This is a genomic window from Pantoea sp. CFSAN033090 (assembly GCF_001264395.1).
Lineage (GTDB): Bacteria > Pseudomonadota > Gammaproteobacteria > Enterobacterales > Enterobacteriaceae > Pantoea > Pantoea agglomerans.
Window position 1 is genome coordinate 117,748 of record NZ_LGYX01000031.1, and the last position, 24,231, is coordinate 141,978.

A 24,231-nucleotide genomic window follows, 5' to 3' on the forward strand; every position below is an offset into this window, starting at 1 on the left:
AGTCCGATGCAGATAACCTTCAGTCGCTCTCAGTCGATTCCGGCTATCGGTTAATAAATCAGTCGCCCACTTTTTCCAGCGGCGCCTGCGGATTTTTGCTGATAAACATCGCGTCGCCATAACTGAAGAAACGATATTGCTCAGCCACGGCTGCGCGGTACGCGGCCATGGTGTGCTGATAACCGGCAAACGCCGAGACCAGCATAATCAGAGTCGATTCGGGCAGATGGAAGTTGGTGATCAGCGCATCGATCACCTGATACTCATAGCCCGGATAGATAAAAATCTGGGTATCATCGAAGAACGGCGCAATCAGGGCATCCTGGCTCGCTTTGGCGGCGCTCTCCAGCGAACGGACAGAGGTGGTGCCGACAGCGACCACCTTATTGCCGCGTGCTTTACAGGCCAGCACCGCATCAACAACCTCCTGCGGCACTTCGGCATATTCAGCATGCATGTGATGCTCTTCGATGGTGTCGACGCGCACTGGCTGGAAGGTTCCCGCACCGACATGCAGCGTCACAAACGCCATCTCAATGCCCTTCTCTTTCAGCGCCTGCAGCAGCGGTTCATCAAAATGCAGACCGGCGGTCGGTGCCGCAACGGCACCCGGCCGGGCACTGTAAACCGTCTGATAGAGCTCGCGATCCGCCTCTTCATCCGGACGGTCGATATAAGGTGGCAGAGGCATATGGCCGACGCTGTTGAGGATGTCGAGCACCGCGCGCTCATCATCAAACACAATCTCAAACAGCGCATCGTGACGCGCCACCATCGTCGCTTTGACGCTCTCGTCTTCGCCCAGCAGCAGTTCTGCTCCCGGCTTCGGCGCTTTCGAGGCGCGCACATGGGCCAGCACACGCTTGTCGTCGAGCATCCGCTCCACCAGCATCTCGATTTTGCCGCCACTGGCTTTGCGGCCAAAGACGCGCGCCGGAATCACACGGGTGTTGTTGAACACCAGCAGATCGCCCGGATTCAGCTTATCCAGCACGTCGGTGAACACACCGTGCGACAGCGTCCCGCTGGGACCATCGAGCGACAGCAGACGACAGCCGCTGCGCTGCGCCTGGGGATAGTGAGCAATCAGGGATTCGGGCAGTTCAAAAGCAAAATCGGCGACACGCATGAAAGAGTTCTTTCTCAGGCAAAAACAGGCGGCACAGTTTAGCGGAAAATCGACCAATTCTGAACAACTGGCTGCGCAAAGGCAGTTCAGCCTATAATGCGGCATGAACTTTCTTGCTCATCTCCATCTGGCTAAGCTGGCCGACAGCTCCTTACTCGGCAATTTAATGGCCGATTTTGTGCGTGGCAACCCGCACCAGCACTGGTCTGCGCCCGTCGCGGACGGCATTCTGATGCACCGTCGTCTCGATGTGATGACCGATGCGCTGCCGGAAGTGCGCAGCGCCCGTCAGCTATTCCGTGCCGAAACCTATCGCGTGGCACCCATTACGCTGGACGTCATCTGGGACCATTTTCTGGCCCGGCACTGGCAGCACTTCACGCCCGGCCAGACGCTGGTGCACTTTTCTGCCGCCGCCGAGCGCGAGATCATGCCGCAACTGGCAGACACCCCCATCGAGTTTCAGGAACTCAACGCGGTGATGTGGCGCGAGCGCTGGTTTGAGCATTATGCCCAGCCCGCGCGGCTGGAGCGGGTGCTGCACGGCATGGCCAGCCGCCGTCCACGCCTGGCAGCCCTGCGCGACTCCTATCACGATTTCACGCAACACTATGATCAGCTGGAAGCGCTGTTTTTTGTTTTTTATCCGCGTTTAATGGCGCTGGCGACCAGCAGAACCCTGTAAAACCCGATCCTCTGCTGCCGGGCTGGCGGACGCCAGCTTTCGCCCGCCGGGAAAGCGCCTCACCCGACCCCGCACCATCTTGCCATTGCTGCCTATCTGCGGCTTAATGAAGCCTTTCTTAACAATAGTTAAGTAAATATCACAGCCAGACCGCCTGTTCAGGCGTGCCTTCCGTTCGTTTTGACCAAAAGACATAAGAGGAAAAGATGTCATCCGCTTCGCATTCTGAAATTGACGCGCGTTACCGTTACGCCTGCGACATCGCCCGTGCGGCGGCCAGCCGGGCTTATTCGTGGTATCAGCAGCGTCAGACACTGGTGGTGGAACACAAAAGGGATTTGCAGGACGTGGTCAGCGAGGCTGATCGTAACGTTGAGGCATTGATTAAGACATTAATCGCTGAGCGCTTTCCTGACGATGCTGTCTATGGCGAAGAGAGCGGCGGTGAGGTTCAGGGCGCACCCTTTATCTGGGTGGTCGATCCCATCGACGGCACCGCCTGCTTCGTCAACGGCCTGCCTAACTGGTGCGTCTCGCTGGCGGTGGTCTGTGACGGCGAACCGGTAATCGGCGTGGTCTGCGATCCCAATCATCAGGAGCTGTTTCACGCACGAGCAGGTCAGGGTGCGTGGGTTAATGAGAGCCGTCTCCAGGTTCATGGCGCGACGCATCTCAACGAGGGTTTGCTCGGCATCAGCAACTCCAGTCGCACCCCTGCCGAAAGCGTCTCGCGCCTGATTAGCGGCTTAACTGAACAGGGTGGCATGTTTATTCGCATCGGTTCTGGCGCGCTGACCAGCGCCTGGGCGGCCGCCGGGCGACTGATTGGCTACTATGAAGCGCATATGCATCCCTGGGATAGTCTGCCGGGCATCGTCCTGATGCGCGAAGCGGGCGGCGTTACTAATGATTATCTGCGCAACGAAGGACTCAAAAACGGCAACCCGGTGTTGCTGGCCAATGCGACTCTTTATCCAAAAATCAAAGCGCTGACCGGTAATCGCGCGCTGGAGGAGTAAATGACGCTGCCCGGCCTGTACCGCTGCGCGCTGATCCTCAGTTTTCTCTGGCTGTTAAGTCCAGCGTCACAGGCGGCGGATTACCAGCTGGAGAAGGTGGTCGAACTGAGCCGTCACGGTGTCCGTCCGCCCACCCCCGGTAATCGCAAAGAGATTGAAGCCGCCAGCCAGCAACCCTGGACGCAGTGGACCACCGCCGATGGTGAGCTGACCGGTCATGGCTACAGCGCGGTGGTCAATAAAGGACGCTGGCAAGGCGAGCACTATCGCCAGCTCGGCCTGCTGGGCGCGGGCTGTCCTGATGCGGCACAGGTCTACGTGCGCGCCAGTCCGCTGCAGCGCACCCGTGCCACGGCCACAGCGCTGACTGACGGGGCCTTTCCCGGCTGCGGCGTGCCGGTGCATCACGTAGCGGGCGAAGTCGATCCCCTGTTTCAGAGTGAAAAGCTGACGATCACCCAGAGCGATCCTGCTCAGGAGCTGGCGGCTAAGCAGCAGAAAGCGGGCGATCTGGCGCGGCTGCAACAGCAGTTGCAACCCGCCATTCAGCAGCTGAAAGCCGCCGTCTGCCCACCCGCGACTGACTGCCCCCTCTTTGATGCGCCCTGGTCGTTCCGGCAAACCCGTAACGGCAACACATACGTTTACGGGCTGAGTGTGATGGCAAGCATGGTGGAGACGCTGCGACTGGGCTACAGCGAAAACCTGCCGTTGGACCAGCTCGCCTGGGGACACATCACCTCGGCCGCGCAGATCACCACGCTGCTGCCGCTGCTGACCGCAAACTACGATCTCAGCAACGACGTGCTCTATCAGGCACAGCGCCGTGGCTCAATATTGCTCAACGCCCTGCTGGAGGCGATTGCTTCCGATAGCGCGCCGGGCCGCTGGCTGATTCTGGTGGCACATGACACCAATATTGCGATGGTGCGCACCCTGATGGGCTTTAGCTGGCAGTTGCCAGGCTATTCACGCGGCAACATTCCACCGGGCAGTAGTCTGGTGCTGGAGCGCTGGCGCGACACCCGCAGCGGCGAACGTTTTTTGCGGCTCTATTTCCAGGCGCAGAGTCTGGATGGGATTCGTCAGCTGCAACCGATTGATGATAAACATCCGTTATTACGTCAGGAGTGGCATCAGCCTGACTGCAGAATCACCGATGTCGGCCTGCTCTGCCCTTATCAATCCACGCTGATTCAGTTGCGGAAAAAGCTGGATAACAGCGCTGTGCTGCCGGTTTCGGTTATATTGCCCTGAGTCTGTGGCTAATCAAATTCAGGCCGCAGCATCAACGCGGCCTGAATAATGTTAACCGCTGTTAATTAACGCCATTCCGACCTTTTCTTATTTAAATCGCCTGACTATCAGCGCCACTCGTTTTGTTTTACGATAGACCTGTCAATCATCCCTTTATTAACTATTTTCCTGTAATTCTTGAGTATTTCGGCGACTGGTTTCGCCGTTTTTTATTTCTTACACGCCCCGCTACTGCTGCCCGCCAGCGCCTGTGTGACTGCACGCTCACTTCTCTGAATCTCCCTTATCGCTTTCTGCCCGGTTATCACTATCCGCCACATTCACTGCCAATTAAAATACGCATTCATGGATATAAACCGGGACATAAACTTATTTCGCAGGCAGGCGTTTTGCTCCTGATAACAGGATTCCATATTGTGGATTGGGTCACATAAATAATCAGATGAGCAGGAATATAAAAGCGCGGGAAATAGCGTGTTCTGCTCCCCCACGAATGAGAGAGCAGAACAGGAGATTAGCGGGGTTTACGAACCAGCTTATAGCCCAGCAGCAGCACCACTATCCACACCATACCGACATAGAGGGAAATGCGGGTATCGGGGAAATAACCAATCAGACCGATAATAAAGCAGAGGAAGGCTACGCCGACACCAGCAGTCCAGCTGCCGCCTGGCAGCGCAAACTGCAGCTTACTGGCGGCCTCTTTACCAATTTTGCGACGGAACGCGATCTGCGACAGCAGAATCATGATCCAGACCCACACCGTTGCAAAGGTCGCCAGCGAGGCGATCACCAGGAAGACTTTTTCCGGCATCAGGTAGTTGAGATAAACCGCAATCAGCATGGCGAACATCATCACCACCACCGTCACCCACGGAATCCCGCGCGAGGAGACCTTCATAAAGACCTTCGGCGCATGTCCCTGCTGCGCCATCCCGTGCAGCATGCGGCCCACGCCAAACACATCGCTGTTAATCGCCGAGAGTGACGCGGTCAGCACCACGAAATTGAGGATAGAGGCGGCCGCCGCAATGCCCAGATGCTGGAAGGTCAGCACAAACGGGCTGCCCGAGGTGCCCACCTGATTCCACGGGTAGATCGACATAATCACAAACAGCGTGCCGACGTAGAACACCAGAATGCGCCACGGCACCGAGTTGATGGCGCGCGGAATCGACTTCTCCGGATCTTTCGCTTCACCGGCGGTGATACCGATGATTTCGATACCGCCATAGGCAAACATCACCATCTGCAGCGACAGCAGCATACCGACTACGCCGTGCGCAAAGAAGCCGCCGTTAGTCCAGAGATTGTGGATGCCGGTCGGCTGGCCGCCGTTGCCGAGCCCCCAGATGATCATGCCGAAACCGGCCAGAATCATCACGATAATGGTGGCAACTTTGAAGAAGGAGAACCAGAACTCCACTTCGCCAAACACCTTCACGCTCATCAGATTGACGGCACCGATGATCAGCACCACGCTCAGCACCCAAATCCAGTGCGGCACCTCAGGGAACCAGACGCCCATATAGATGCCGAACGCCGTGACATCCGCAATCGCCACAATCAGGATTTCAAAACAGTACGTCCAGCCGGTGATGTAGCCTGCCATCGGCCCAAGATAGTCCTGCGCGTAACGTGAGAAGGAGCTGGCCTGAGGATTGTTAACGGACATCTCACCCAGTGCGCGCATGATGATGTAAGCCACTGCCCCGCCGATGATATAGGCGAGCAGCACGCTCGGTCCGGCCATTTTTATCGCGTCAGCGGAACCGTAGAACAGCCCGGTGCCAATCGCCGATCCCAGCGCCATAAAGCGGATGTGGCGCGTGCTCAGTCCGCGTTTGAGCTTGTTGGTTTCTTGCATAACAACCTGTACCTGTGAAATGAAAAAACCACGGGCAGGCCCGTGGTTAAAGAAAAATCAGTGCTCTCTGCTACGAGTGAACGGTCACCTGTTCCGGCCCTTTCACCCGATCAACAACAGCGGCAATCAGCAGCATCACCAGCGACGGCGGCAACCAGGCGAGACCCTGATCGGCCAGCGGCAGATTCTGACTGAAAGCGGGCAGCAAATCTTTAAACCCGGTGGTTTTAATCGCATCAACAATACCGAACAGCAAGCTGATTAACATGGCTGGCGCGATAATCCGGCTGCTCTTATTCCACCAGTTGAGGGTGAAACTCAGCACCACCAGCACGATACAGGGCGGATAAATTGCCGTCAGTACCGGGATGGAGATCTGAATCAGGTGGCTCAGGCCGAGATTCGACACCACCATGGAGAACAGACCCAGAATAAACACCAGCGTTTTATACGATAACGGCAGGTATTGCGCAAAAAATTCCGCACAGGCACAGGTCAGGCCTACGGCGGTCACCATACAGGCGACGAAGATCAGCGCGGCAAGGAAGAAGCTGCCCATGTTGCCAAAGGTGTGCTGAACATACGCGTGCAGAATCGCTGCGCCGTTAGCGTTTTGATCCACCAGCGCACCGCTGCCCGCGCCCAGCTTAAACAGGCAGAGGTAGACCAGCGTCAGGCCCAGACCGGCGATTAACCCTGCCAGCACGGTATAACGGGTCAGCAGCGCGGCATTATCGACGCCACGCGAACGGGCGGCGTTGACAATTACGATACCAAATACCAGCGCGCCCAGCGTATCCATAGTCAGATAGCCATTGACGAAACCGCTGGAGAAGGCCGCACGCTGATAATCAGCGGTAGCCGGAACCGTGCCGCCGGCGGGCCATACCAGGGCAGCAACGCCCAGCACGGTCAGCGCAATAATTTTTAATGGCGCAAGGAAATGCCCTACCGTGTCGAGTAGCTTACCGGGATAGAGCGATACGCCAATCACCAGCGTGAAGTAAATCAGGCTATAGATAAACAGCGGCAGCGCGCCATCACCGGTCAGCGGGGCAATACCCATCTCAAACGAGACCGTGGCCGTACGCGGTGTGGCAAACAGCGGCCCGACAGCCAGATAGCAAACGGTGGCCAGCACGATGCCAGCGACCTTGCCAATCGGGGTGCTGAGTGCATCCACGCCGCCGCCGACGCGGGCCAGCGCGATCACGGTCATCACGGGCAGACCGACTGCGGTAATCAGAAAACCAATCGCGGCAGTCCAGACGTGTTCGCCAGACTGAATACCGACCATGGGCGGGAAAATGATGTTGCCCGCGCCAACAAACAGGGCGAATGTCATAAAGCCCAGCGCGAGAATGTCCTTCGAAGTTAAACGATGTGTCATACGGCCTGTCACTGATGTTGCGGTGGAAGTTGGGTTAGTGTTGTCCCCTCGCTGCGTGTAAACCGCGACCAGGCTGACAATGTCAGCGCATTATGCTCGTCGCAGGGTAAAGCGCAGGTGATTTAAGCTGCTTTTATTCTGTTCACAGAGGGATGGATCGACAACGGCGCTAAGTAAAACGTTTATAGCGGTGAAAGGCAATACGGGATCGGAAAACCAGAAGGTTATGCCGCCATTTTTTCAAAAGGCAGTGGATAGCGTTAATTTTTGCAGCAGGCACACAAGATGATGTGCCTAAATAATAGACAGAGCGCGAGAAGTCCCCGCATAAACGGGCCTGAAGATACACAAAAGGCGCGTTTTACGCGCCTGTCTGCACAACGTTACAGTACTACCAGACCTGATTTGCGATATCGACCACTAAGCGAATCTTCTGCCACTGCTGCGCCTCGGTCAGGCTGTTGCCCTCTTCTGTTGAGGCAAAACCACACTGCGGACTGAGGCAGATCTGATCCAGACTGACATACTGCGCCGCTTCTTCCAGCCGGGTTTTCACCTGCGCCGGATCTTCCAGTTCACCCACTTTCGTGGTGATGAGGCCCAGCACCACCTGCTGATGACCTGGCTTAATGTAACGCAGTGGCTCAAAGCCGCCGGAACGGGCGTTGTCATACTCCAGGAAGAAGGCATCCACGTTGACGCTGCCGAACAGGATTTCTGCGACCGGCCCATAGCCGCCTTCAGAGATCCAGGTTGAACGGAAGTTGCCGCGACAGACATGCAGACCCACGGTCAGATCGGCAGGTTTACCTTCCAGCGCTTTATTCAACACCTGAGCATAAGTCTGTGCCAGCTGGTCAGGATCGTCGCCACGCGCACGTATATCGCGCTTCTGATCTTCAGAACAGAGGTAAGCCCAGACGGTATCATCCAGTTGCAGATAGCGGCAGCCCGCGTCATAAAACGCCTGAATAGCCGCTTTGTAGGTCTGCGCCAGATCGTCGAAGTAGTCCGCCAGATCGGGATAAACTTCCGCGTCGATCACCTTACGGCCACCACGGAAGTGCAGCACGCTGGGGCTGGGAATGGTCATCTTCGGCACCGCATCACCGGCAATACTCTGCAGGAAGCGGAAATGCGCCAGCATCGGATGATCCGCCGGGAAACCGAGTTTGCTTACCACTTTCACGCCATGCGCTTTGGTCTGCACGCCATTAAACTGAATGCCCTGCTCCGCCTCATAGCGCTCTACGCCATTCAGGCCATAGAAAAAGTCGAAGTGCCACCAGCCGCGACGAAACTCGCCATCAGTGACCACTTTCAGGCCATTTTCCCGCTGTTTCGCCACCACATCGCGAATCGCCTCATCTTCAACCTGGCGCAGGGCCGCCGCATCAATCTCTCCGGCTGCAAACTGTTCGCGCGCCTGCTTAATGGCGGTGGGACGCAGAAAGCTGCCAACGGTATCGGCACGGAACGGGGCGGTTTCTCTTTGCATGATCACTCCTGTCTCTCCTGCCGGTAATGACGGCAGGAAATAGTTGCATCCTGATATAAATAGCCATCTGGATGGCTACATGTCTGAACACAGAGTGGCATGAGCGGCTTGCTTCTGCAACTGAAGAAAATTCAGTGATGATGAAAAAAATTCACGTTCGGGGGATTAACGCAGCGCGGCGCGCGCCTGCATCATCTGACTATCAGAGAGCGGCAGATAGCCCGCTTCACTGACCCGCCGCTGTCCCTGCGCCGAAAGTACCTGCTGCAGAAACGCGGCCACCAGCGGCGGCAAAGGTTTACCGGGCGCTTTATTCACATAGAGATAGAGCGGGCGCGCCCAGGGATAGCGGCCACTGCGGATGGCATCGGCATCCGGGGTAATCGCCTGCCCCTGATCATTCATCACCGCCAGCATTTTTACGCCGCTGAGATGAAAGCCAAAACTGGCGTAGCCGATGCTGCGTGAATTACCGGCCACCGCCTGCACCACTGCGGCCGAACCGGGAAACTCCGCCACGTCGCTGCGAAAATCACCTTTGCACAGCGCCTGCTGCTTGAAGAAACCCCAGGTGCCGGAGGCGGAGTTACGTCCATAGCGCTGAATCGGCCGTTTGCTCCACTGCGCGCCGGTTAAGCCGAGATCGCCCCAGCGCAGCGGCACGCTGTGTGCGCCACACAGACGGGTAATCGAGAAGATGGCATCGAGCTGTCGCGGTTCAATCTGCTTTAGCGGATTGCGCTGATTCACCACTACCACCAGCGCATCCATAGCCACCGGAACCGCCAGCGGCGGATAGCCGTAGCGCGCCTCAAAGGCCTGGCGTTCATCTGCCTGCATCGGGCGGCTCATCGGACCGAGTTGTGCTGCACCCGCCGCCAGCGCGGTCGGCGCAGTAGAAGATCCGGAGGCCTGAACCTGGACATTGACGCCCGGCGCCTGGCGACTGAAATCTTCGCCCCACAGCGTCATCAGATAGCCCAGCGTATCGGATCCGACGCTGCTGAGATTGCCGGAGAGCGCGCCGGGCTGGGCCAGTGCCAGGCCCGGCAGCAGAGTAACGATCAACAAAAGAAGGATGCGCATCAGGGAGATCCGGCAGCGATTAATGAACGGCATTCTCCTGCATCACGCTGCTGACAATCAACCTCGCTGGCAGCGTAAAGGTAAAACAGGTCTCCTTGTGCGGCACGCTGGTGATATCGAGCCGGGCGTTATGGTGGCTCAGAGCATGTTTCACTATCGCCAGCCCCAGCCCGCTGCCGCCGGTCGCACGCGAACGGGCTTTATCGACCCGGTAGAAACGCTCGGTAAGACGCGGAATATGTTCTGAGGCGATGCCCGGCCCGTTATCGCACACCCGGAAAATGGCCCCCTGTTTGCCGCGCAGCCAGCTGATATCAATTCGCGTGCCATCCGGTGTGTGGTTTACCGCGTTGTAAACCAGATTGGAGATGGCGCTGCGCAGCTGTTCATCGTTGCCGAACACTTTCAGATGGGGATCGGTATGGAAATGGATGTCGTGACGGCCGCCACTCAGCGTTGCCGCCTCATGCTGCAGCAGTTTCAGCATCACCGGCACATCGACCTTCTCTTTCAGATCGATTGCGGGCGCGGCTTCAATGCGCGATAGCGTCAGCAGCTGTTTGACCAGGCTGTCCATGCGGCGCGTCTGCTCCGACATAGTGTGCAGCGCTTTGCTGCGCGAAGGCTCGCTCATCACCGAGTCGTTCATCATCTCCAGATAGCCCTGCAGCACCGTGAGCGGTGTGCGCAATTCATGGCTGACGTTGGCAAAGAAGTTGCGGCGCGCCCCTTCCAGCTGATGCATCTGCGTGACATCACGCGCCACCAGCAGCCACTGCCCTTCGCTGTAGGGCATGACGCGGAACTCCATGTGAAGTTTGTTGTTCAGCACCAGCGTCAGCGGCTTGTCGAAATCGCGCTGGCGAAGATAGCGGGAGAACTCCGGATAACGGAGCAGATTGAGGATGTTCTGACCATTATCTTCCGGCCAGCGCAGACCCAGGTGCTGTTGTGCGAGGCCGTTACACCAGAAAATGGTGCCCTCTTCGGTGGTCAGGATCACCGCATCCGGCAGCGACTCGGCACCGCTGCGGAAACGCTTAATCAGATTGCCCAGTTCACGCCGCCGCCGCCGGTTGCGGAGCTGCATCTGGTAAAGACCATAAAACAGCGGTTCCCAGCTGGCACGCCCGGCCGGTGGCGTCATGGTGCGGTCCAGCCACAGCCAGTGCGACAGCCGCATCAGATTGTGAAAATGCCACAACAGGACCGTCAGTACGCTCAGCAGCAGCCACCAGGGCAGACCGCCGAACAGCAGGCCCAGCAGCACTGCGGGCAGACAGACCAGCAGCAGTTCTGTCAGTAATCTCTTCCAGGAGAGGCGTTCCAGCACGGTTAAGGCTCCGTTTAGTAGCGGGCAGAGAAACGATACCCTGTTCCGCGAACGGTTTGTACCATGCGATCGTGGCCGGACACTTCCAGCGCTTTACGTAAACGACGGATGTGAACATCGACAGTACGATCTTCCACATACACATTGGTGCCCCAGACGTGGTTCAGCAGCTGTTCGCGGCTGTAAACGCGTTCCGGGTGGGTCATAAAGAAGTGCAGCAGCTTATATTCGGTGGGGCCCATCTCCAGCGGCGTGGTTTCGGACATCACGCGATGTGAGGAGGGATCCAGACTCAGCCCCTGCATCTCAATCACCTCTTCCACGGCCATCGGCGAAATACGGCGCATCACCGCTTTGATTCTCGCCATCAGCTCTTTAGGTGAAAAGGGTTTGGTAATGTAATCATCGGCACCCACTTCCAGGCCGCGCACCCGATCCTCCTCTTCGCCGCGCGCGGTGAGCATCATCACCGGGATATCGCGTGTCATCGCCTCGCGTTTCAGATGTTTGATAAACTGAATACCGCTGCCACCGGGTAACATCCAGTCCAGCAAAATCAGATCGGGCCAGGGTTCAATCAGCTTGCCAACGGCGCTGTCATAATCTTCCGCCTCGATTGGCTGATAGTCGTTCTGCTCCAGAACAAAACACAACATTTCACGGATGGGGGCTTCATCCTCCACAACCAAAATGCGCTTAGCCATTATTACTCCTGCTGATTATGACGGATGTCACTGAGATTCGCGGCGCCATTATGCGTCAGATTTGTGACACTTTTATGAAAAACATAACCTGCCTGTAACCTCACTGGTAATCATTTATGACAGCGCAGCGACAATTTTTTTCTTTGGCCGCAGAGCCAGTATAATCGCCGGGCGAATCACAACGGCAGGGACTCATCATGCGCATCATTCATACTGCGGACTGGCATCTGGGGCAGTTCTTCTACAACAAAAGTCGGGCAGCCGAACATCAGGCATTTCTCGACTGGCTGTTGATCCAGATTGAACAGCATCAGGTGGATGCGTTGATCATCGCAGGCGATCTGTTTGATACCGGTACACCGCCCAGCTACGCCCGCGAAATGTTCAACCGCTTTGTGGTGGCGCTGCAGCCCAGCGGCTGTCAGCTGATTGTGCTGGCGGGCAACCACGATTCCGTTGCCACGCTGAATGAGTCGCGTGAGCTGCTCGCCTGTCTCAATACCCGGGTGATCGCCACCCCGCAGGAGAAGGATGATGTGCTGCTGCTCAACACCCGCCAGGGCGAGCCGGGCGCGCTGCTGTGTGCGATTCCCTATCTGCGGCCGCGCGATATCCTGCGCAGCCGGGCGGGTCAGTCGGGACGCGACAAGCAGACCTCGCTGCTGGAAGCGATCGCCCACCACTATCAGCAGCGATTCACCGCCGCCCAGGCGCTGGGCCATGCACTGCCGATTATCGCCACCGGCCATCTCACCACCGTCGGCGTCAGCCAGAGCGATTCGGTGCGCGACATCTATATCGGGACGCTGGATGCCTTCCCGGCCAGCGCGTTTCCCGCGGCTGACTATATCGCACTGGGGCATATTCATCGCGCCCAGCGCGTCGCGGGCAGCGAGCATATCCGCTACAGCGGCTCACCGATTCCGCTGAGCTTTGACGAGCTGGGCACAGAAAAAAGCGTCTTCCTGCTGGAACTCACCACCAGCGGCCTGCAATCGGTCACGCCGCTGGTGGTGCCACAGGCGCAGCCGATGCAGGTGCTGAAAGGATCGCTGGCGCAGATTGCAGAACAGTTAAATGCCTTCAGCACGGCAGAGCAGGAGAAGTCGACCTGGCTCGACATCGAAGTCACCACCCAGGAGTATCTCAGCGATCTGCAGCGTCAGGTAGAAACCCTGACCGCCACGCTGCCGGTCGAAGTCCTGTTGCTCCGCCGCAGCCGTGAACAGCGACAACAGAGCCTGGCGCGGCTCGACAACGAAACCCTGAGTGAGCTGAAGGTGGAGGAGGTCTTTGCCCGCCGGCTGGCGCTGGATGAGGAGCTGCAACCAGAGCAAATCGCCGAGATGACCACCCTGTTCCGCCAGACGCTGGCCGCCATGGAAGAGACCCAATGAAGATCCTCACGCTACGGTTCAAAAACCTCAATGCCCTGCGCGGTGAATGGTTCATCGACTTCCGCGCCGAACCTTTTGCCAGCAACGGCCTGTTCGCCATTACCGGTGCCACCGGCGCCGGTAAAACTACCCTGCTGGACGCCATCTGCCTGGCGCTCTATCACCAGACACCGCGCCTGGGCGCGATTTCACAGAGCCAGAATGCGCTGATGACCCGCGACTGTGCCGAATGTCTGGCCGAGGTGGAGTTTGAGATCAAAGGAGAAGCCTGGCGCGCCTTCTGGAGCCAGAACCGCGCGCGCGGCACTGCCGACGGCAAACTTCAGGCACCGCGCGTTGAGCTGGCACGCTGCGCCGACAACATCATTGTTGCCGATAAAGTCGGTGACAAGCTGAAGCTGATCGAAACCCTCTCCGGGCTCGATTTCGAAAGGTTTACCCGCTCGATGATGCTGTCACAAGGCCAGTTCGCCGCCTTTCTCAACGCGAAAGCCAGTGAGCGCGCGGAACTGCTTGAGGAGCTGACCGGCACCGAAATTTACGGTCTGATTTCCGCCGCCATCTACGAGCGCCACAAAGAGGCAAAAACCCAGCTGGATCTGCTGCGCAGCCAGGCGGGAGCGATGGCGCTGCTGGATAGCGACGCACGTGCCTCGCTGCAACAGCAGCTCACCGATCTGACCGATGCGGAACAGCAGCTCAGCGCGCACTATCAGCAGGCGCAGCAACAGCAGCAGTGGCAACAGCAGGCGCAGCAGTTACAGCAGGAAAATGCGCAGGCTGACGTCGCGCTGCAGCAGGCCCGGGCCGCATCCCAGGCGGCAGAGGCCGATCGTCAGCGTCTTGCACGCAGCGAACCGGCTGAAAAGCTGCGGGTAAAACTGCAGCAGCGCGACGCGTTACGCACCGAACAGCAGCAGGTCGTGAGCCGCTGTCAGCAACTCACGGCGGCGCAGCAGCAGGCGCAGAGCCAACAGCAGCAGCATCAACAGCACTACGCGACGACCCAAAGTGCCCGCCAGCAGGCGCTGCAGGAACAGCAGCAGCAGGAAAGTCTGCTGACAGAACAGGTTCTGCCGCTGGATCAGCGGATCAGCGCACTGCAGCAGCAGCTTGCGGAGCAGCAGCAGGAAAATGCCCGACAGCAGCAGCATGCTGATCAGACACAGGCCAGCCTGGCAGAGCAGAAGCGCCAGGTTGAGACATGGCAGCAGGCGATTGCCGAACAGCATCAGTTACGCCAGCAGCTTGCCGATCTCGCCCAATGGGGCGCTTCGCTGCCGGTGTGGCAGGAGAACTTTGCCCTGCTGGCGCAGCGTGAAGCGACCCTGGCCGGACTGGCGCAACAGCGCGAGCAGCAGCAGCGACAGATCGCTGCCCAGCAGGCGGAACAGCAGCAGCAGGCAGAACAGGCGCTCCCGCGCCAGCAGGCGGAGCAACAGGCCCGCCAGGCGCTCTCGCAGGCGGAGCAAGTACTAACTTCGCTACAGGAACAGCATCCGCCTGCCGCACTGCGTCAGGCATTAAGCCAGTTGCAGAACAGCCGTCCGGCTCGTCAGCAACTGCTGCTGCTTTCAACCCAGTGGCAGCCGCTGCACCAGCAGCTGGGCCAGCGCCAGCAGCGGCTTATCGCGCTCGCAAAAGCGCATCAGCAGAGTGAAGCGGAACTCCAGGCCCTGCGCGAAACGTGGAAACGCGAAAAACAGCAGCTGGATGATGTCGAAAAAATCTGCGCGCTGGAGCAGCAGATTGTCGATCTCAGCGATTACCGCGCCCGGCTCGCCGCCGATCAGCCCTGTCCGCTGTGCGGCTCCTGCACGCATCCCGCCGTTGAGGCCTACAGCACGCTGGAAGTAAGTGCTAACCAGCAGCGCCGGGCTGCACTGCAGCAACAAACCGAGGCATTGCGCGAAGCGGGCACGGCAAAAAGCGAACAGCTGAAACAGTCAGCCGTGCAGCAGCAGACCCTGCGCGATGAGATCGCGGAGATGCAGCAACAGCTCGATCGGCTTGAGCAGCAATGGCAGGCGCTGAGCAGTGAGCTGGCACTTACCTTCCCGCTCGCCGATCGGGATGCCTTAACCGCGTGGGAGCAGCAGCAAAGCGAGCGTGAAAGCCAGCTTGAGCAACAGCGACAGGCGCAGGAAGCCGCAGAACAGGCGCGTCAGGCCGCAAAAGATTACTATCTTCAGCAGTCACAGGCCTGGCAGCAGCATTTGCAGGCAGAACAGCTGGCGCAGCAGTCGCTGTCCAGCCTGCAGCAGGCGCTGGATGCGCTGCAACAGCGTCAGCAGCAGGAACAGCAGGCCATGGCGCAATTGCAGAGTCGTCTGGAGCAGCAGTTCAGTGCACACAACCTTGCCCTGCCCGACGCCGCCCATCGCGAGGCGTGGCTGACAGAACAGCAGCGGCGCTGGGAGCGCTGGCAGGAAAGTGAGCGGTTGCTAGCTAACCTGCAACCGCAGCTGTTAAAGGGGGAAACCCAGCTCACTGCCCTGCAACAGCAGGCAGAACTGGAGCAGCAGCAGCTCACCACTCGTCAGCAGCAGCAAAACCAGCGCCAGACGCAGCTCAGCGAGATGCGCCAGCAGCGTCTCGCGCTGTTTGGCGACCGCGAGGTCACCCACGCCCGTCAGCAGATACAGGCCCGCGTTCAGCAGGCTGATGAACAACTGGCACAGCAGCTCACTGCCCTGCAACAGGCGCAGGCCGAGGTCAGTCGCCTGCAGGGTGAGCTTTCGGGACTGGAAAATCAGCGGCAGACTCTCAATAGCAAACTGGCAGAGGCGGAAAGCGCGCTGCAGCAGGCACTGGAGAGCGCCGGATTCGCGGATGAAGCCAGCCTGCGCGCGGCGCTGCTGGATGAGCAGACCGCAGTGCAACTGCGTCAGCAGTTGCAGCAGCTCGATCAGCAATGCCAGCAGCAGCAGGCGCGACTGGCGGATCTGCGTCAGCGGCTCAGTCTCCATCAGCAGGCGAAACCCGCTGCGATGCCGGAATCCGCCGAGGCGCTGGCGCAACAGCTGGAGCAGTTACGGCTGGCACTGCGCGACAACGCCAGCCAGCAGGGTCAGATTCAGCAGCAGTTGCACAGCGATGCCAGCCTTCGTGTGCGCCAGCAGAGCCTGATGACACAGATTGAACAGGATGGTGTGACGCTGGCGCAGTGGAGCCTGCTCAACGATCTGATTGGCTCCGCCAGCGGCGATAAATTCCGGCGCTTCGCCCAGGGCTTAACGCTGGATCACCTGGTGGCCCTGGCTAACCGTCAGCTCGATCGGCTGCATGGCCGCTATCTGCTGCAGCGACGGGCGCAGGATCTGCTGGAGCTGGATGTGGTCGATACCTGGCAAGCCGATGCGGCGCGCGATACCCGCACGCTGTCGGGTGGCGAGAGCTTCCTGGTGAGTCTGGCGCTGGCGCTGGCATTGTCGGATCTGGTCAGCCACAAAACGCGCATCGAATCGCTGTTTCTGGATGAGGGATTTGGCACGCTGGATGCGCAGACGCTCGATACCGCGCTGGATGCCCTCGATGCACTCAACGCCAGCGGCAAAACCATTGGGGTGATCAGCCACGTGGAAGCGATGAAAGAGCGCATTCCGGTACAGATTAAAGTACGCAAGATGAATGGGCTGGGTTACAGCCAGCTGGAACTGCCACAAGGATAACGGGCGCCGCAGCGCCCGTTTACGTGCAATCAGCGGGCGCTGACGAGCTTGTAGCGAGGGCCGGTGAGTAACCCGCCCTGCTCGTTCTGTGCCAGCAGACGATTGCTGGTCAGTCCGGCCACGGTGTGCGCTTTGTCAGTCACATTGCTGGCAATCTGTTTGATTGCCGCACTGACCAGCATACCGACCAGCCCACCGTTGTTGTTGTTGCCATCTTCACTGTCGCTGGCACTGGCCTTACCCTGCCAGATCTCTTTGCCGCTGCGCAGATCCACCAGCCGTGCTTTGGCCGTCACGGTCGTCACGCTGTCAATGACCCGATAGCTGCTGCCATATTCGCTGATCGAGATATAGAGCGCGCTGTCGGCGTGGAAAATCTCATTCAGACGCTTCGCGCTGACGGCCTGGGCGTCACTGGCACTGGTCAGGCCATTCTGCTGAAAGGTCTCTTCAACCACTGCCACCGGGAAGACGTAGTAACCGGCTTCGGCCAGCGGGCGCGTCACCAGCGAGGTCAGACTGTGCGCGGCATTGATATCCGGCGAGGTGTTATCGGCCGGCAGCACCAGAATCGAGGCGGGCTTGCTGGCACGGAACGCACTGTAGTCATACGGTTTTTTCGTCGCACAACCGGTCAGCAGCAGCATCATCAGCACGCCGCCGAGGGCAATCAGTTTTTTCACCGTACCACTCCTTGTTTTTTACTCATCAGAAAATCCATGTAAGGTGCCGATTCGGGAAACAGCTGCTTCTCGGTGGCAAACTGACCAAAGGCTTTATTGGTATCGCCGGTTTTGGCATAGAGCAGACCAAGCTGGGCGTGCAGGCCAGGCGCAACCGGCTGGTTAACGGCACGGGCTTTTTCAATGTCCAGATTCAGCGCATCGATCTGCTTCAGCGGATCGCTGCCCGGCTGATAGTAACTGTAAACCTGCTGCTGATAATCGCCCCAGTAGTAGATCGTTTTCGGCGCTTTTGGCGCACAGCCTGCCAGCAACGCCGCTGCAATCAGCAGGCTGCTCAGTGTCATCATCTTCATTTACTGCTTCCTTATTTAGCCGGACGCCATGCGCCGTTGTTGATTCCATCCACTAAGTGATCGACCGCTTCGCGAATCGCCAGATCCATCACTTTGCCGTTCAGCGTTGAGTCATAGCTGCTGGTGCCACCAAAGCCGATGACCTCACGTGCGGAGAGCTGATACTCGCCCGCGCCCTGGGTGCTGTAGACCACCTCTGAGGTGGTGACATCCACTACGTTCAGATTCACTTTGGCATAGGCGATCTGCGTTTTGCCGCGGCCCAGAATGCCCCACAGCTGCTGATCGCCCACTTCTTTGCGGCCAAACTCGGTGATATCACCGGTGATGATGAAGTTCGCGCCTTTGATATTCTGCTGGCTGCGTTTGAAGTCCGACTCCTGCTGCAGCTCTTTCAGGTTGCTGCGATCCAGCACGCTGAACCGGTTGGTCTGCTGCAGATGGGTAATCAGAATGGTTTTTGACTGATTGCCCAGCCGATCGACACCATCAGAGAAAATGCCGTTCATATAGGAGGAGCGGTTATCAAACTGACCCACCGCAATCGGGCTGCGCACGCCCTGATAAACCGGCTGGCTGGCCGCGCGAACCTGGGGGGCCTGAATAGCGCGGGAAGATTCAGTGGCGCAGCCGCTGATGAGCGAGGCCGTTAACAGGGAGAGTGCCGCAAAGGCATATTTTTTCTGCATTTCTAATCCATGAAGTGAAAGAGATGTAACCCGCGCCAGGGCGGTAAATTCTGGTTCTGACGACAGTCGGAGTAATGCCATAGCATTCATGATGCCGGTCTGTAGACTGTCGGCAGCAGACCGGAAGATCTTTAAGGAAAGTTGGCCAGTTAAATGAATTTAATTAATATGACGATGAGAATGTTGCCGGGGGTGATTATTGCAATGTCGCTCAGCGCCTGTCAGCAACCTGTGACAAAGCAACGGGATAGCGTGGCAAACCTCTGTCAGCCGTCGAAAGATCCTGACAGCCAATCCTGTCACTGGACTAATCAAATGCAGCCAGTACTGAACCGGCAGTTCAGCGATGCGGCGCGTTACGCCGGTCAGCAATGTCTGGTACGGATGGAGTGGCAACCACACAGCAGACATTATGCGGTGACCCAGACGCAGGGTGATGAAGCGCTCTGCCTGCGCGCCTGGCAACTGGTCGCGCAGACCCGCGATCTGCCGCCGCCGCCGGAGCCTGGACAACCGGCGTGGTTCGGCTTTGCGCCGCGCGGTTAGCTGGCCAGACCTTCCTGACGCCACTGGCGCGGACTGATGCCAAACCAGCGACGAAACGCGCGTGAAAACGCGCTGACTTCCGAGTAGCCCAGCAGCAGCGCCATCTCAGAGATGGGCAGCTGCTTCTGCTGCAGATAGTGTGTCGCCATTTCGCAGCGCACCTGATCGACCAGCGCGGTAAAGCTGCTGCCCTCTTCGCGCAGCCGCCGCTGCAGTGACCAGCTCGACAGTCCGAGCTTATCCGCCACCTCTTCCAGCACCGGCTCACCCTGCATCAGCGATAAATTAACCTGCGAACGCGCCTGCTCAATCATGCTCTGCTGCGACGTCACACGGTTAAGCCGCCGGATCGCATCCTGCATCACCATTAACAGGATCGGATCGCTCTCCGGCATGGCGCGCAGCAGATCGCGCCTGGGGATCACCAGTGAGTTAAACGGCTGATCGAACCAGACCGGCGCATCAAACACTTTGCAGTGATCGTGCCACTGGCCGGGACGCGGATGTTCAAAGTGGACTTCGCGCGGTGCCCAGTGTCTGCCTGCCACGTGGCGGATCAGATTCATAAACATCCCCAGCGTCAGCTCTGCATCCTGTCGGCGCGACAGGATCGCGCCATGTCGCACCTGATAATCCAGCCGCCAGCACTCTCCCTTATCCACCAGCCGGGTTAAGGTGTCGTGCTGATGCCAGGGAAACGCGTTGACCACATTATGCAGCGCCTGTTCCAGCGTGGCGGAGCACAAACCGATGTAGCCGATCAGGCCTAATGACTGCGGTTTAAACTGCCTGCCGTAGTGCAAACCGAAGTTATCAAAACCGGAGTGACGCGCCGCCTCTTCCAGCACCCGACAGTAGTTAACCAGCCCCAGGCTGAGCGTCGGACTGGCCAGGCGCTCCGGATCGATGCCGCTGATGCCGAAGATACGATCAACATCGCCGCCCTGGGTATGAATAAAGTCGCCTAAGCCGGTCGCCGCCGCTGCCAGCACGCCGTGATTGCCTGCCCCCGCCGCTGCCGAGCAGGCCGCAAACGCATCGGGCTTTATCAGTGTCGGATTCATGGTCGCCTCAGTCAGAATTCAGGTGGATCACCCGTTACTCCTATCCGAGCAATTTCCATACCAGGTCCCTGATGCCCGACGCGCCGCCTGCGGGCTGTCCGGGCGGCGCGCGGGCTACGCGCAGGGCACTGCGGCGGCGCAGCGACGCCCGCCGCTGGTGCATCAGACGCCGACCGGCAGCTGCTCACCTTCCAGATAGCGGCGGCAGAGGCGGACCGAGTGGCTGGCCCACGCCGATCCCAGGCTGCGCGCCATTTCGGTTTCGGCATGTGATCCCACCCACGCGGTGAGCTGGATACGACGCTGGATCAACAGCGCGGGCAGCATGGCCATCTCCGCATCGCTGATATGCGCCACCTGCTCATAGCCGCGGATCCAGTGATCGATCCACTCTGGCGCGCGCGGATGATGCTCAACAAAACTGATCGCCGCCGCCAGATCGTGCAGATACCAGCCGAGCCCGCAGTCATCGAAATCGATCACCCGCGTTTCGCCCTTGTGCAGCAGCAGATTGGTCAGCCGCAGATCGGCGTGGATCAGGCCATAGCGATCCGATCCTTTACCGAACTGCGTCATCGCCGCGCCGACCTGGCTTATCGCCTGCTCTACCACGCCATGATCGGCAGGATTCAGATTCGGCGCATCCTGCCAGCGTCCCCAGTGACTCTCTGCGCTGGTCATGGTGTGGTGATCCCAGATGATGCGCTGGAAACCCGCAGGCGGCTGCCACTGTTTACTGTGCTGATGCAGCCGCGCGGTGATCTGGCCGAGCTGCTGAAAAGCGCGGGGATCGACGTCGGTGGTCGGCATCTCTCCGTCGATCCAGTGAAACAGCACCACGTAGCGTTCACCGCCCTCCGGCAGCCGCAGCGTCAGCACGGTTTCGCCCTCTTTGTCCGGCACCGCTTCCGGCACCATAATGCCGGTTTCGCGCAGCGCATTGAGCCACAGCAGTTCGCTGACGATGTCGGCTTTTTGATGATAATCGCCGCGATGCAGTCGCAGCGCATAACGCCGGCCTGCCGCCTGCAGCAGAAACGTGGCGTTCTCTGAGCGGCACAGCAGGCTGAGCTGGCCCTGCAGCGCGGCGGGATAACAGGCCAGCGCCTGCTGCGCCATCAGGGTGAGTTGGGAATCAGTCAGGTTGTCATATTGTTTAGCGCTCATCAGTCCGGCTCCTTGTCACTTGCTTTATCTCAGCATGCGTTGCCAGAAGGTGAGCTGCTTGACTCCGGAAGAGACAAAGTTGACCGCAGCGTGCAGCTGGCCCGGTTGTTGCCCGTGAGTTGACTGTGGAGGACAGAATTCACTGCGCCCGCGTCAAGTCGTGGCGAGTAATGCAACGGCATTATCCCCTTACTGTAGCGTAATGGCGGTGTAACGCCGCGTGAGACCAACAACGACGGGGATAACAGAATGACAAACAGACTCAAGCCCACTCTGGGCACCCTGCATCTGTGGGGGATTGCGGTTGGCCTGGTCATTTCAGGCGAATATTTTGGCTGGAGTTACGGCTGGGCCGTGGCGGGCACGCTGGGATTTCTGGTCACCACCGCGTTAATCGCCACGCTCTATACCTGCTTTATTTTTAGCTTCACCGAACTGACCACCGCGATCCCCCATGCAGGCGGGCCATTTGCCTATAGTCGCCGCGCCTTTGGCGAAACCGGCGGACTGATTGCCGGTCTGGCGACGCTGATTGAGTTTGTCTTTGCGCCACCGGCGATTGCCATGGCGATTGGGGCTTATCTCAACGTGCAGTATCCCGAACTGAACCCGAAGACTGCGGCGGTCGGCGCCTATCTGCTGTTTATGACGCTGAATATTCTCGGCGTAAAACTGGCGGCGATGTTTGAACTGGTTGTGACGGTGCTGGCGGTGATTGAACTGCTGGTGTTTATGGGTGTGGTTTCACCCGGCTTCAGCCTGGCGAACTTCGCCGCACACGGCTGGGCAGGCAGTGACAGCTTCGGACTGCCCGCCTTCTCCGGCATTTTCGCCGCCATTCCTTTTGCCATCTGGTTTTTCCTGGCCATTGAAGGCGCGGCGATGGCGGCCGAAGAGGCGAAAGATCCGACCCGGACCATTCCCCGCGCCTACATCAGCGGAATTCTGACGCTGGTGGTGCTGGCGATAGGTGTGATGCTGATGGCGGGCGGCGCGGGCGACTGGCGCAAACTTGCCGATATTAACGATCCGCTGCCGCAGGCGATGAAAATGATTGTCGGCGAACACTCTAACTGGATGCATATGCTGGTGTGGATTGGACTGTTTGGCCTGATTGCCAGCTTCCACGGCATCATCCTCGGCTATTCACGGCAGTTTTTTGCCCTGGCACGCGCGGGCTATCTGCCGCCTTCTCTGGCCAAACTGTCGCGTTTCCAGACCCCGCATCGGGCAATTATTCTCGGCGGCGTGCTGGGTATCGCGGCAATTTACAGCGATGGTGTGATTAATCTGCAGGGGATGACGCTGACGGCGGCGATGATCACCATGGCGGTATTTGGCGCGATTGTGATGTACATCATGAGTATGCTGAGTCTGTTTAAACTGCGCCGCAGCGCGCCGGAGATGGTCCGCAGTTTCCGCGCGCCGGGCTACCCGATTGTTCCGGGCATCGCGCTGCTGCTGTCGGTGGTCTGTCTGCTGGCGATGCTGTGGTTTAATCCGGTGATTGGCGCGCTGTTTTTCGCCATCATGCTGGCAGGCTATCTTTACTTCCTCGCCACCAAAGCGCAGCGCGATCGGGCGCCGCAGGACAGTATGCTGGTCGGCGAATAAAAGCGGCGCGGGTGAGTGCCGTGGGTTAACGATTCAGCGCCGGGTCTCTCTGGCGCTGAATCGTCAGCGGATGCTCGGGTAACTCAGCCGTTAAGCGGCCAGAGCCACGCCGCACCGCGTACGCCGCTGGAGTCGCCATGCTGCGCCTTCAGCACCGGCGTTTCACACTCCCCGCCAAATACCCACTTCTTCATCAGCACCGGCACGGTCTGATAGAGACGATCCACATTGCTCATCCCACCGCCCAGTACAATCACATCGGGATCGATCAGGTTTACCACCTGCGCCAGCGATTTTGCCAGCCGCAACTCATAGCGGCTCATCGCCAGTTCGGCGATCGGATCCTGCTGCGCCAGCAGCGAGGCGATCTCCGCACCTTTGCGATGTACGCCGCTCAGCCGCTGATAGTCGATACCAAAACCGGTGCCTGAAACAAAGGTCTCAATACAGCCCTGCTGCCCGCAATAACAGGGCACTTCCTGACGGTAGCGCAGCTCATCCTCATCCATCCACGGCAGCGGATTGTGGCCCCACTCACCGGCATTGCCGTTGCCCCCGATACGCGACTCACCGTTGATCGCCACACCGGCGCCCGATCCGGTGCCGATGATCACGGCAAACACCAGCGACTGTCCGGCACCGGCACCGTCGATCGCTTCCGACACCGCCAGGCAGTTGGCGTCGTTCGCGATACGCACTTCCCGGTTCAGCGCCTGCGCCAGATCTTTATCCAGCGGCTGACCGTTGAGCCAGGTGGAGTTGGCATTTTTTACCCGCTTACTGTAAGGCGAAAGCGTGCCGGGAATACCGAGGCCGACCGTGCCGGTTGCGCCGGTTTTCTGCTCCGCCAGCGTGACCAGATCGACAATCGCCTGCACCGTTGCCTGATAGTCATCACGCGGGGTATTCACCCGGTGGCGGAACAGTTCCTCTCCCTTATCCGACAATGCGATCACTTCTGTCTTGGTGCCACCCAGATCTATGCCTATGCGCAAGATTACGTCCTCGTTATTCGTTCAGGTGAGAGATACAGTAAAAGGCGTCTGCCGGAAAGGCAATGAAACCACTCCGATGTT

Annotated in this window: 20 protein-coding genes; 7 read left to right on the plus strand and 13 right to left on the minus strand. The window is 58.8% G+C overall.

The features are described 5' to 3' along the window. Nucleotides 1-58 precede the first annotated feature (58 nt). A complete protein-coding gene (gene queA / locus AFL22_RS21460) occupies nucleotides 59-1,129 on the minus strand; it encodes a tRNA preQ1(34) S-adenosylmethionine ribosyltransferase-isomerase QueA (protein WP_010671194.1) in 1,071 nt (356 codons plus the stop codon). 103 nt (nucleotides 1,130-1,232) lie between these two features. On the opposite strand from queA, the gene AFL22_RS21465 reads away from it, so the two are divergent. The 3 genes from AFL22_RS21465 to AFL22_RS21475 all read left to right on the plus strand — a co-directional run bounded on the left by AFL22_RS21465 (nucleotide 1,233) and on the right by AFL22_RS21475 (nucleotide 4,090). Next, nucleotides 1,233-1,814, plus strand: a complete 582-nt coding sequence (locus AFL22_RS21465; RefSeq protein ID WP_022626127.1) for an ACP phosphodiesterase — start codon at nucleotides 1,233-1,235, stop codon at nucleotides 1,812-1,814. A 206-nt stretch (nucleotides 1,815-2,020) separates the two neighbouring features. Next, the gene (locus tag AFL22_RS21470) at nucleotides 2,021-2,833 is read left to right on the plus strand and encodes an inositol monophosphatase (protein WP_022626128.1); all 813 of its coding nucleotides are present in this window, start codon (nucleotides 2,021-2,023) and stop codon (nucleotides 2,831-2,833) included. Beyond that, entirely contained in the window at nucleotides 2,834-4,090 is a 1,257-nt protein-coding gene (locus AFL22_RS21475) for a histidine-type phosphatase (RefSeq protein ID WP_052272141.1), read from the plus strand. It abuts the gene before it with no gap. Nucleotides 4,091-4,604: 514 nt separating this feature from the next. On the opposite strand, the gene proY is transcribed toward AFL22_RS21475, so the two are convergent. From proY to phoB, 6 genes are all read right to left on the minus strand, one after another. Further along, nucleotides 4,605-5,957 (minus strand): proline-specific permease ProY, encoded by a 1,353-nt coding sequence (gene proY, locus AFL22_RS21480; RefSeq protein ID WP_031593969.1) that lies wholly within the window; start codon nucleotides 5,955-5,957, stop codon nucleotides 4,605-4,607. Nucleotides 5,958-6,027: 70 nt separating this feature from the next. Continuing rightward, nucleotides 6,028-7,347 (minus strand): branched-chain amino acid transporter carrier protein BrnQ, encoded by a 1,320-nt coding sequence (gene brnQ, locus AFL22_RS21485; protein ID WP_010255323.1) that lies wholly within the window; start codon nucleotides 7,345-7,347, stop codon nucleotides 6,028-6,030. Nucleotides 7,348-7,738: 391 nt separating this feature from the next. Continuing rightward, a complete protein-coding gene (locus AFL22_RS21490) occupies nucleotides 7,739-8,845 on the minus strand; it encodes a cobalamin-independent methionine synthase II family protein (protein ID WP_052272142.1) in 1,107 nt (368 codons plus the stop codon). A 165-nt stretch (nucleotides 8,846-9,010) separates the two neighbouring features. Next, nucleotides 9,011-9,931, minus strand: coding sequence for a PstS family phosphate ABC transporter substrate-binding protein (locus AFL22_RS21495; protein ID WP_052272158.1), 921 nt, complete (start codon nucleotides 9,929-9,931; stop codon nucleotides 9,011-9,013). Nucleotides 9,932-9,950: 19 nt separating this feature from the next. Further along, nucleotides 9,951-11,264 carry a phosphate regulon sensor histidine kinase PhoR gene (gene phoR, locus AFL22_RS21500; protein ID WP_010255313.1) on the minus strand — a complete coding sequence of 438 codons (1,314 nt, stop codon included), beginning with the start codon at nucleotides 11,262-11,264 and terminating at the stop codon, nucleotides 9,951-9,953. Between the two features lie 14 nt (nucleotides 11,265-11,278). Then, nucleotides 11,279-11,968 carry a phosphate response regulator transcription factor PhoB gene (gene phoB, locus AFL22_RS21505; protein ID WP_003852491.1) on the minus strand — a complete coding sequence of 230 codons (690 nt, stop codon included), beginning with the start codon at nucleotides 11,966-11,968 and terminating at the stop codon, nucleotides 11,279-11,281. 197 nt (nucleotides 11,969-12,165) lie between these two features. Here phoB and sbcD point away from each other — a divergent pair, with 197 nt between their 5' ends. Together sbcD and AFL22_RS21515 are read left to right on the plus strand one after the other, a co-directional pair. Next, nucleotides 12,166-13,365: an exonuclease subunit SbcD gene (gene sbcD / locus AFL22_RS21510; protein WP_033785418.1), complete on the plus strand. Its 1,200-nt coding sequence runs from the start codon at nucleotides 12,166-12,168 to the stop codon at nucleotides 13,363-13,365. Next, nucleotides 13,362-17,036: an AAA family ATPase gene (locus tag AFL22_RS21515; RefSeq protein ID WP_052272143.1), complete on the plus strand. Its 3,675-nt coding sequence runs from the start codon at nucleotides 13,362-13,364 to the stop codon at nucleotides 17,034-17,036. Before sbcD ends, AFL22_RS21515 begins: the two co-directional genes overlap by 4 nt. 29 nt (nucleotides 17,037-17,065) lie before the next feature. On the opposite strand, the gene AFL22_RS21520 is transcribed toward AFL22_RS21515, so the two are convergent. From AFL22_RS21520 to AFL22_RS21530, 3 genes are read right to left on the minus strand one after another with little or no spacing between them, the layout of a single operon-like run. Beyond that, a complete protein-coding gene (locus AFL22_RS21520) occupies nucleotides 17,066-17,719 on the minus strand; it encodes a DUF799 domain-containing protein (protein WP_081273830.1) in 654 nt (217 codons plus the stop codon). Then, a complete protein-coding gene (locus AFL22_RS21525; RefSeq protein WP_033766621.1) occupies nucleotides 17,716-18,075 on the minus strand; it encodes a DUF4810 domain-containing protein in 360 nt (119 codons plus the stop codon). Before AFL22_RS21525 ends, AFL22_RS21520 begins: the two co-directional genes overlap by 4 nt. A gap of 11 nt (nucleotides 18,076-18,086) precedes the next feature. Continuing rightward, on the minus strand, nucleotides 18,087-18,764 hold the full coding sequence (locus tag AFL22_RS21530) for a CsgG/HfaB family protein (protein ID WP_033756751.1): 678 nt from the start codon (nucleotides 18,762-18,764) through the stop codon (nucleotides 18,087-18,089). A gap of 153 nt (nucleotides 18,765-18,917) precedes the next feature. Between AFL22_RS21530 and AFL22_RS21535 the strand changes: the two genes are divergently transcribed. Next, a complete protein-coding gene (locus AFL22_RS21535) occupies nucleotides 18,918-19,310 on the plus strand; it encodes a cell envelope integrity TolA C-terminal domain-containing protein (protein ID WP_052272144.1) in 393 nt (130 codons plus the stop codon). Here the strand turns inward: AFL22_RS21535 and AFL22_RS21540 are convergent. After that, nucleotides 19,307-20,374, minus strand: a complete 1,068-nt coding sequence (locus AFL22_RS21540; RefSeq protein ID WP_052272145.1) for an AraC family transcriptional regulator — start codon at nucleotides 20,372-20,374, stop codon at nucleotides 19,307-19,309. The genes AFL22_RS21535 and AFL22_RS21540 overlap by 4 nt on opposite strands. Before the next feature lie 162 nt (nucleotides 20,375-20,536). Next, nucleotides 20,537-21,541 carry a phosphotransferase gene (locus AFL22_RS21545; RefSeq protein ID WP_010671182.1) on the minus strand — a complete coding sequence of 335 codons (1,005 nt, stop codon included), beginning with the start codon at nucleotides 21,539-21,541 and terminating at the stop codon, nucleotides 20,537-20,539. 249 nt (nucleotides 21,542-21,790) lie between these two features. On the opposite strand from AFL22_RS21545, the gene eat reads away from it, so the two are divergent. Continuing rightward, on the plus strand, nucleotides 21,791-23,155 hold the full coding sequence (gene eat / locus AFL22_RS21550) for an ethanolamine permease (protein ID WP_010671181.1): 1,365 nt from the start codon (nucleotides 21,791-21,793) through the stop codon (nucleotides 23,153-23,155). A gap of 83 nt (nucleotides 23,156-23,238) precedes the next feature. Here eat and mak read toward each other — a convergent pair whose 3' ends face one another. Next, nucleotides 23,239-24,150, minus strand: coding sequence for a fructokinase (gene mak, locus AFL22_RS21555; protein ID WP_010671180.1), 912 nt, complete (start codon nucleotides 24,148-24,150; stop codon nucleotides 23,239-23,241). Between the last annotated feature and the right edge of the window lie 81 nt (nucleotides 24,151-24,231).

What these genes read in the sequence shown, in the direction of transcription:
- queA (WP_010671194.1), bottom strand. Translation starts at nt 1,129, where the DNA reads ATGCGTGTCGCCGATTTTGCTTTTGAACTGCCCGAATCCCTGATTGCT.
- AFL22_RS21465 (WP_022626127.1), top strand. Translation starts at nt 1,233, where the DNA reads ATGAACTTTCTTGCTCATCTCCATCTGGCTAAGCTGGCCGACAGCTCC.
- AFL22_RS21470 (WP_022626128.1), top strand. Translation starts at nt 2,021, where the DNA reads ATGTCATCCGCTTCGCATTCTGAAATTGACGCGCGTTACCGTTACGCC.
- AFL22_RS21475 (WP_052272141.1), top strand. Translation starts at nt 2,834, where the DNA reads ATGACGCTGCCCGGCCTGTACCGCTGCGCGCTGATCCTCAGTTTTCTC.
- proY (WP_031593969.1), bottom strand. Translation starts at nt 5,957, where the DNA reads ATGCAAGAAACCAACAAGCTCAAACGCGGACTGAGCACGCGCCACATC.
- brnQ (WP_010255323.1), bottom strand. Translation starts at nt 7,347, where the DNA reads ATGACACATCGTTTAACTTCGAAGGACATTCTCGCGCTGGGCTTTATG.
- AFL22_RS21490 (WP_052272142.1), bottom strand. Translation starts at nt 8,845, where the DNA reads ATGCAAAGAGAAACCGCCCCGTTCCGTGCCGATACCGTTGGCAGCTTT.
- AFL22_RS21495 (WP_052272158.1), bottom strand. Translation starts at nt 9,931, where the DNA reads ATGCGCATCCTTCTTTTGTTGATCGTTACTCTGCTGCCGGGCCTGGCA.
- phoB (WP_003852491.1), bottom strand. Translation starts at nt 11,968, where the DNA reads ATGGCTAAGCGCATTTTGGTTGTGGAGGATGAAGCCCCCATCCGTGAA.
- sbcD (WP_033785418.1), top strand. Translation starts at nt 12,166, where the DNA reads ATGCGCATCATTCATACTGCGGACTGGCATCTGGGGCAGTTCTTCTAC.
- AFL22_RS21515 (WP_052272143.1), top strand. Translation starts at nt 13,362, where the DNA reads ATGAAGATCCTCACGCTACGGTTCAAAAACCTCAATGCCCTGCGCGGT.
- AFL22_RS21525 (WP_033766621.1), bottom strand. Translation starts at nt 18,075, where the DNA reads ATGAAGATGATGACACTGAGCAGCCTGCTGATTGCAGCGGCGTTGCTG.
- AFL22_RS21530 (WP_033756751.1), bottom strand. Translation starts at nt 18,764, where the DNA reads ATGCAGAAAAAATATGCCTTTGCGGCACTCTCCCTGTTAACGGCCTCG.
- AFL22_RS21535 (WP_052272144.1), top strand. Translation starts at nt 18,918, where the DNA reads ATGAATTTAATTAATATGACGATGAGAATGTTGCCGGGGGTGATTATT.
- AFL22_RS21540 (WP_052272145.1), bottom strand. Translation starts at nt 20,374, where the DNA reads ATGAATCCGACACTGATAAAGCCCGATGCGTTTGCGGCCTGCTCGGCA.
- AFL22_RS21545 (WP_010671182.1), bottom strand. Translation starts at nt 21,541, where the DNA reads ATGAGCGCTAAACAATATGACAACCTGACTGATTCCCAACTCACCCTG.
- eat (WP_010671181.1), top strand. Translation starts at nt 21,791, where the DNA reads ATGACAAACAGACTCAAGCCCACTCTGGGCACCCTGCATCTGTGGGGG.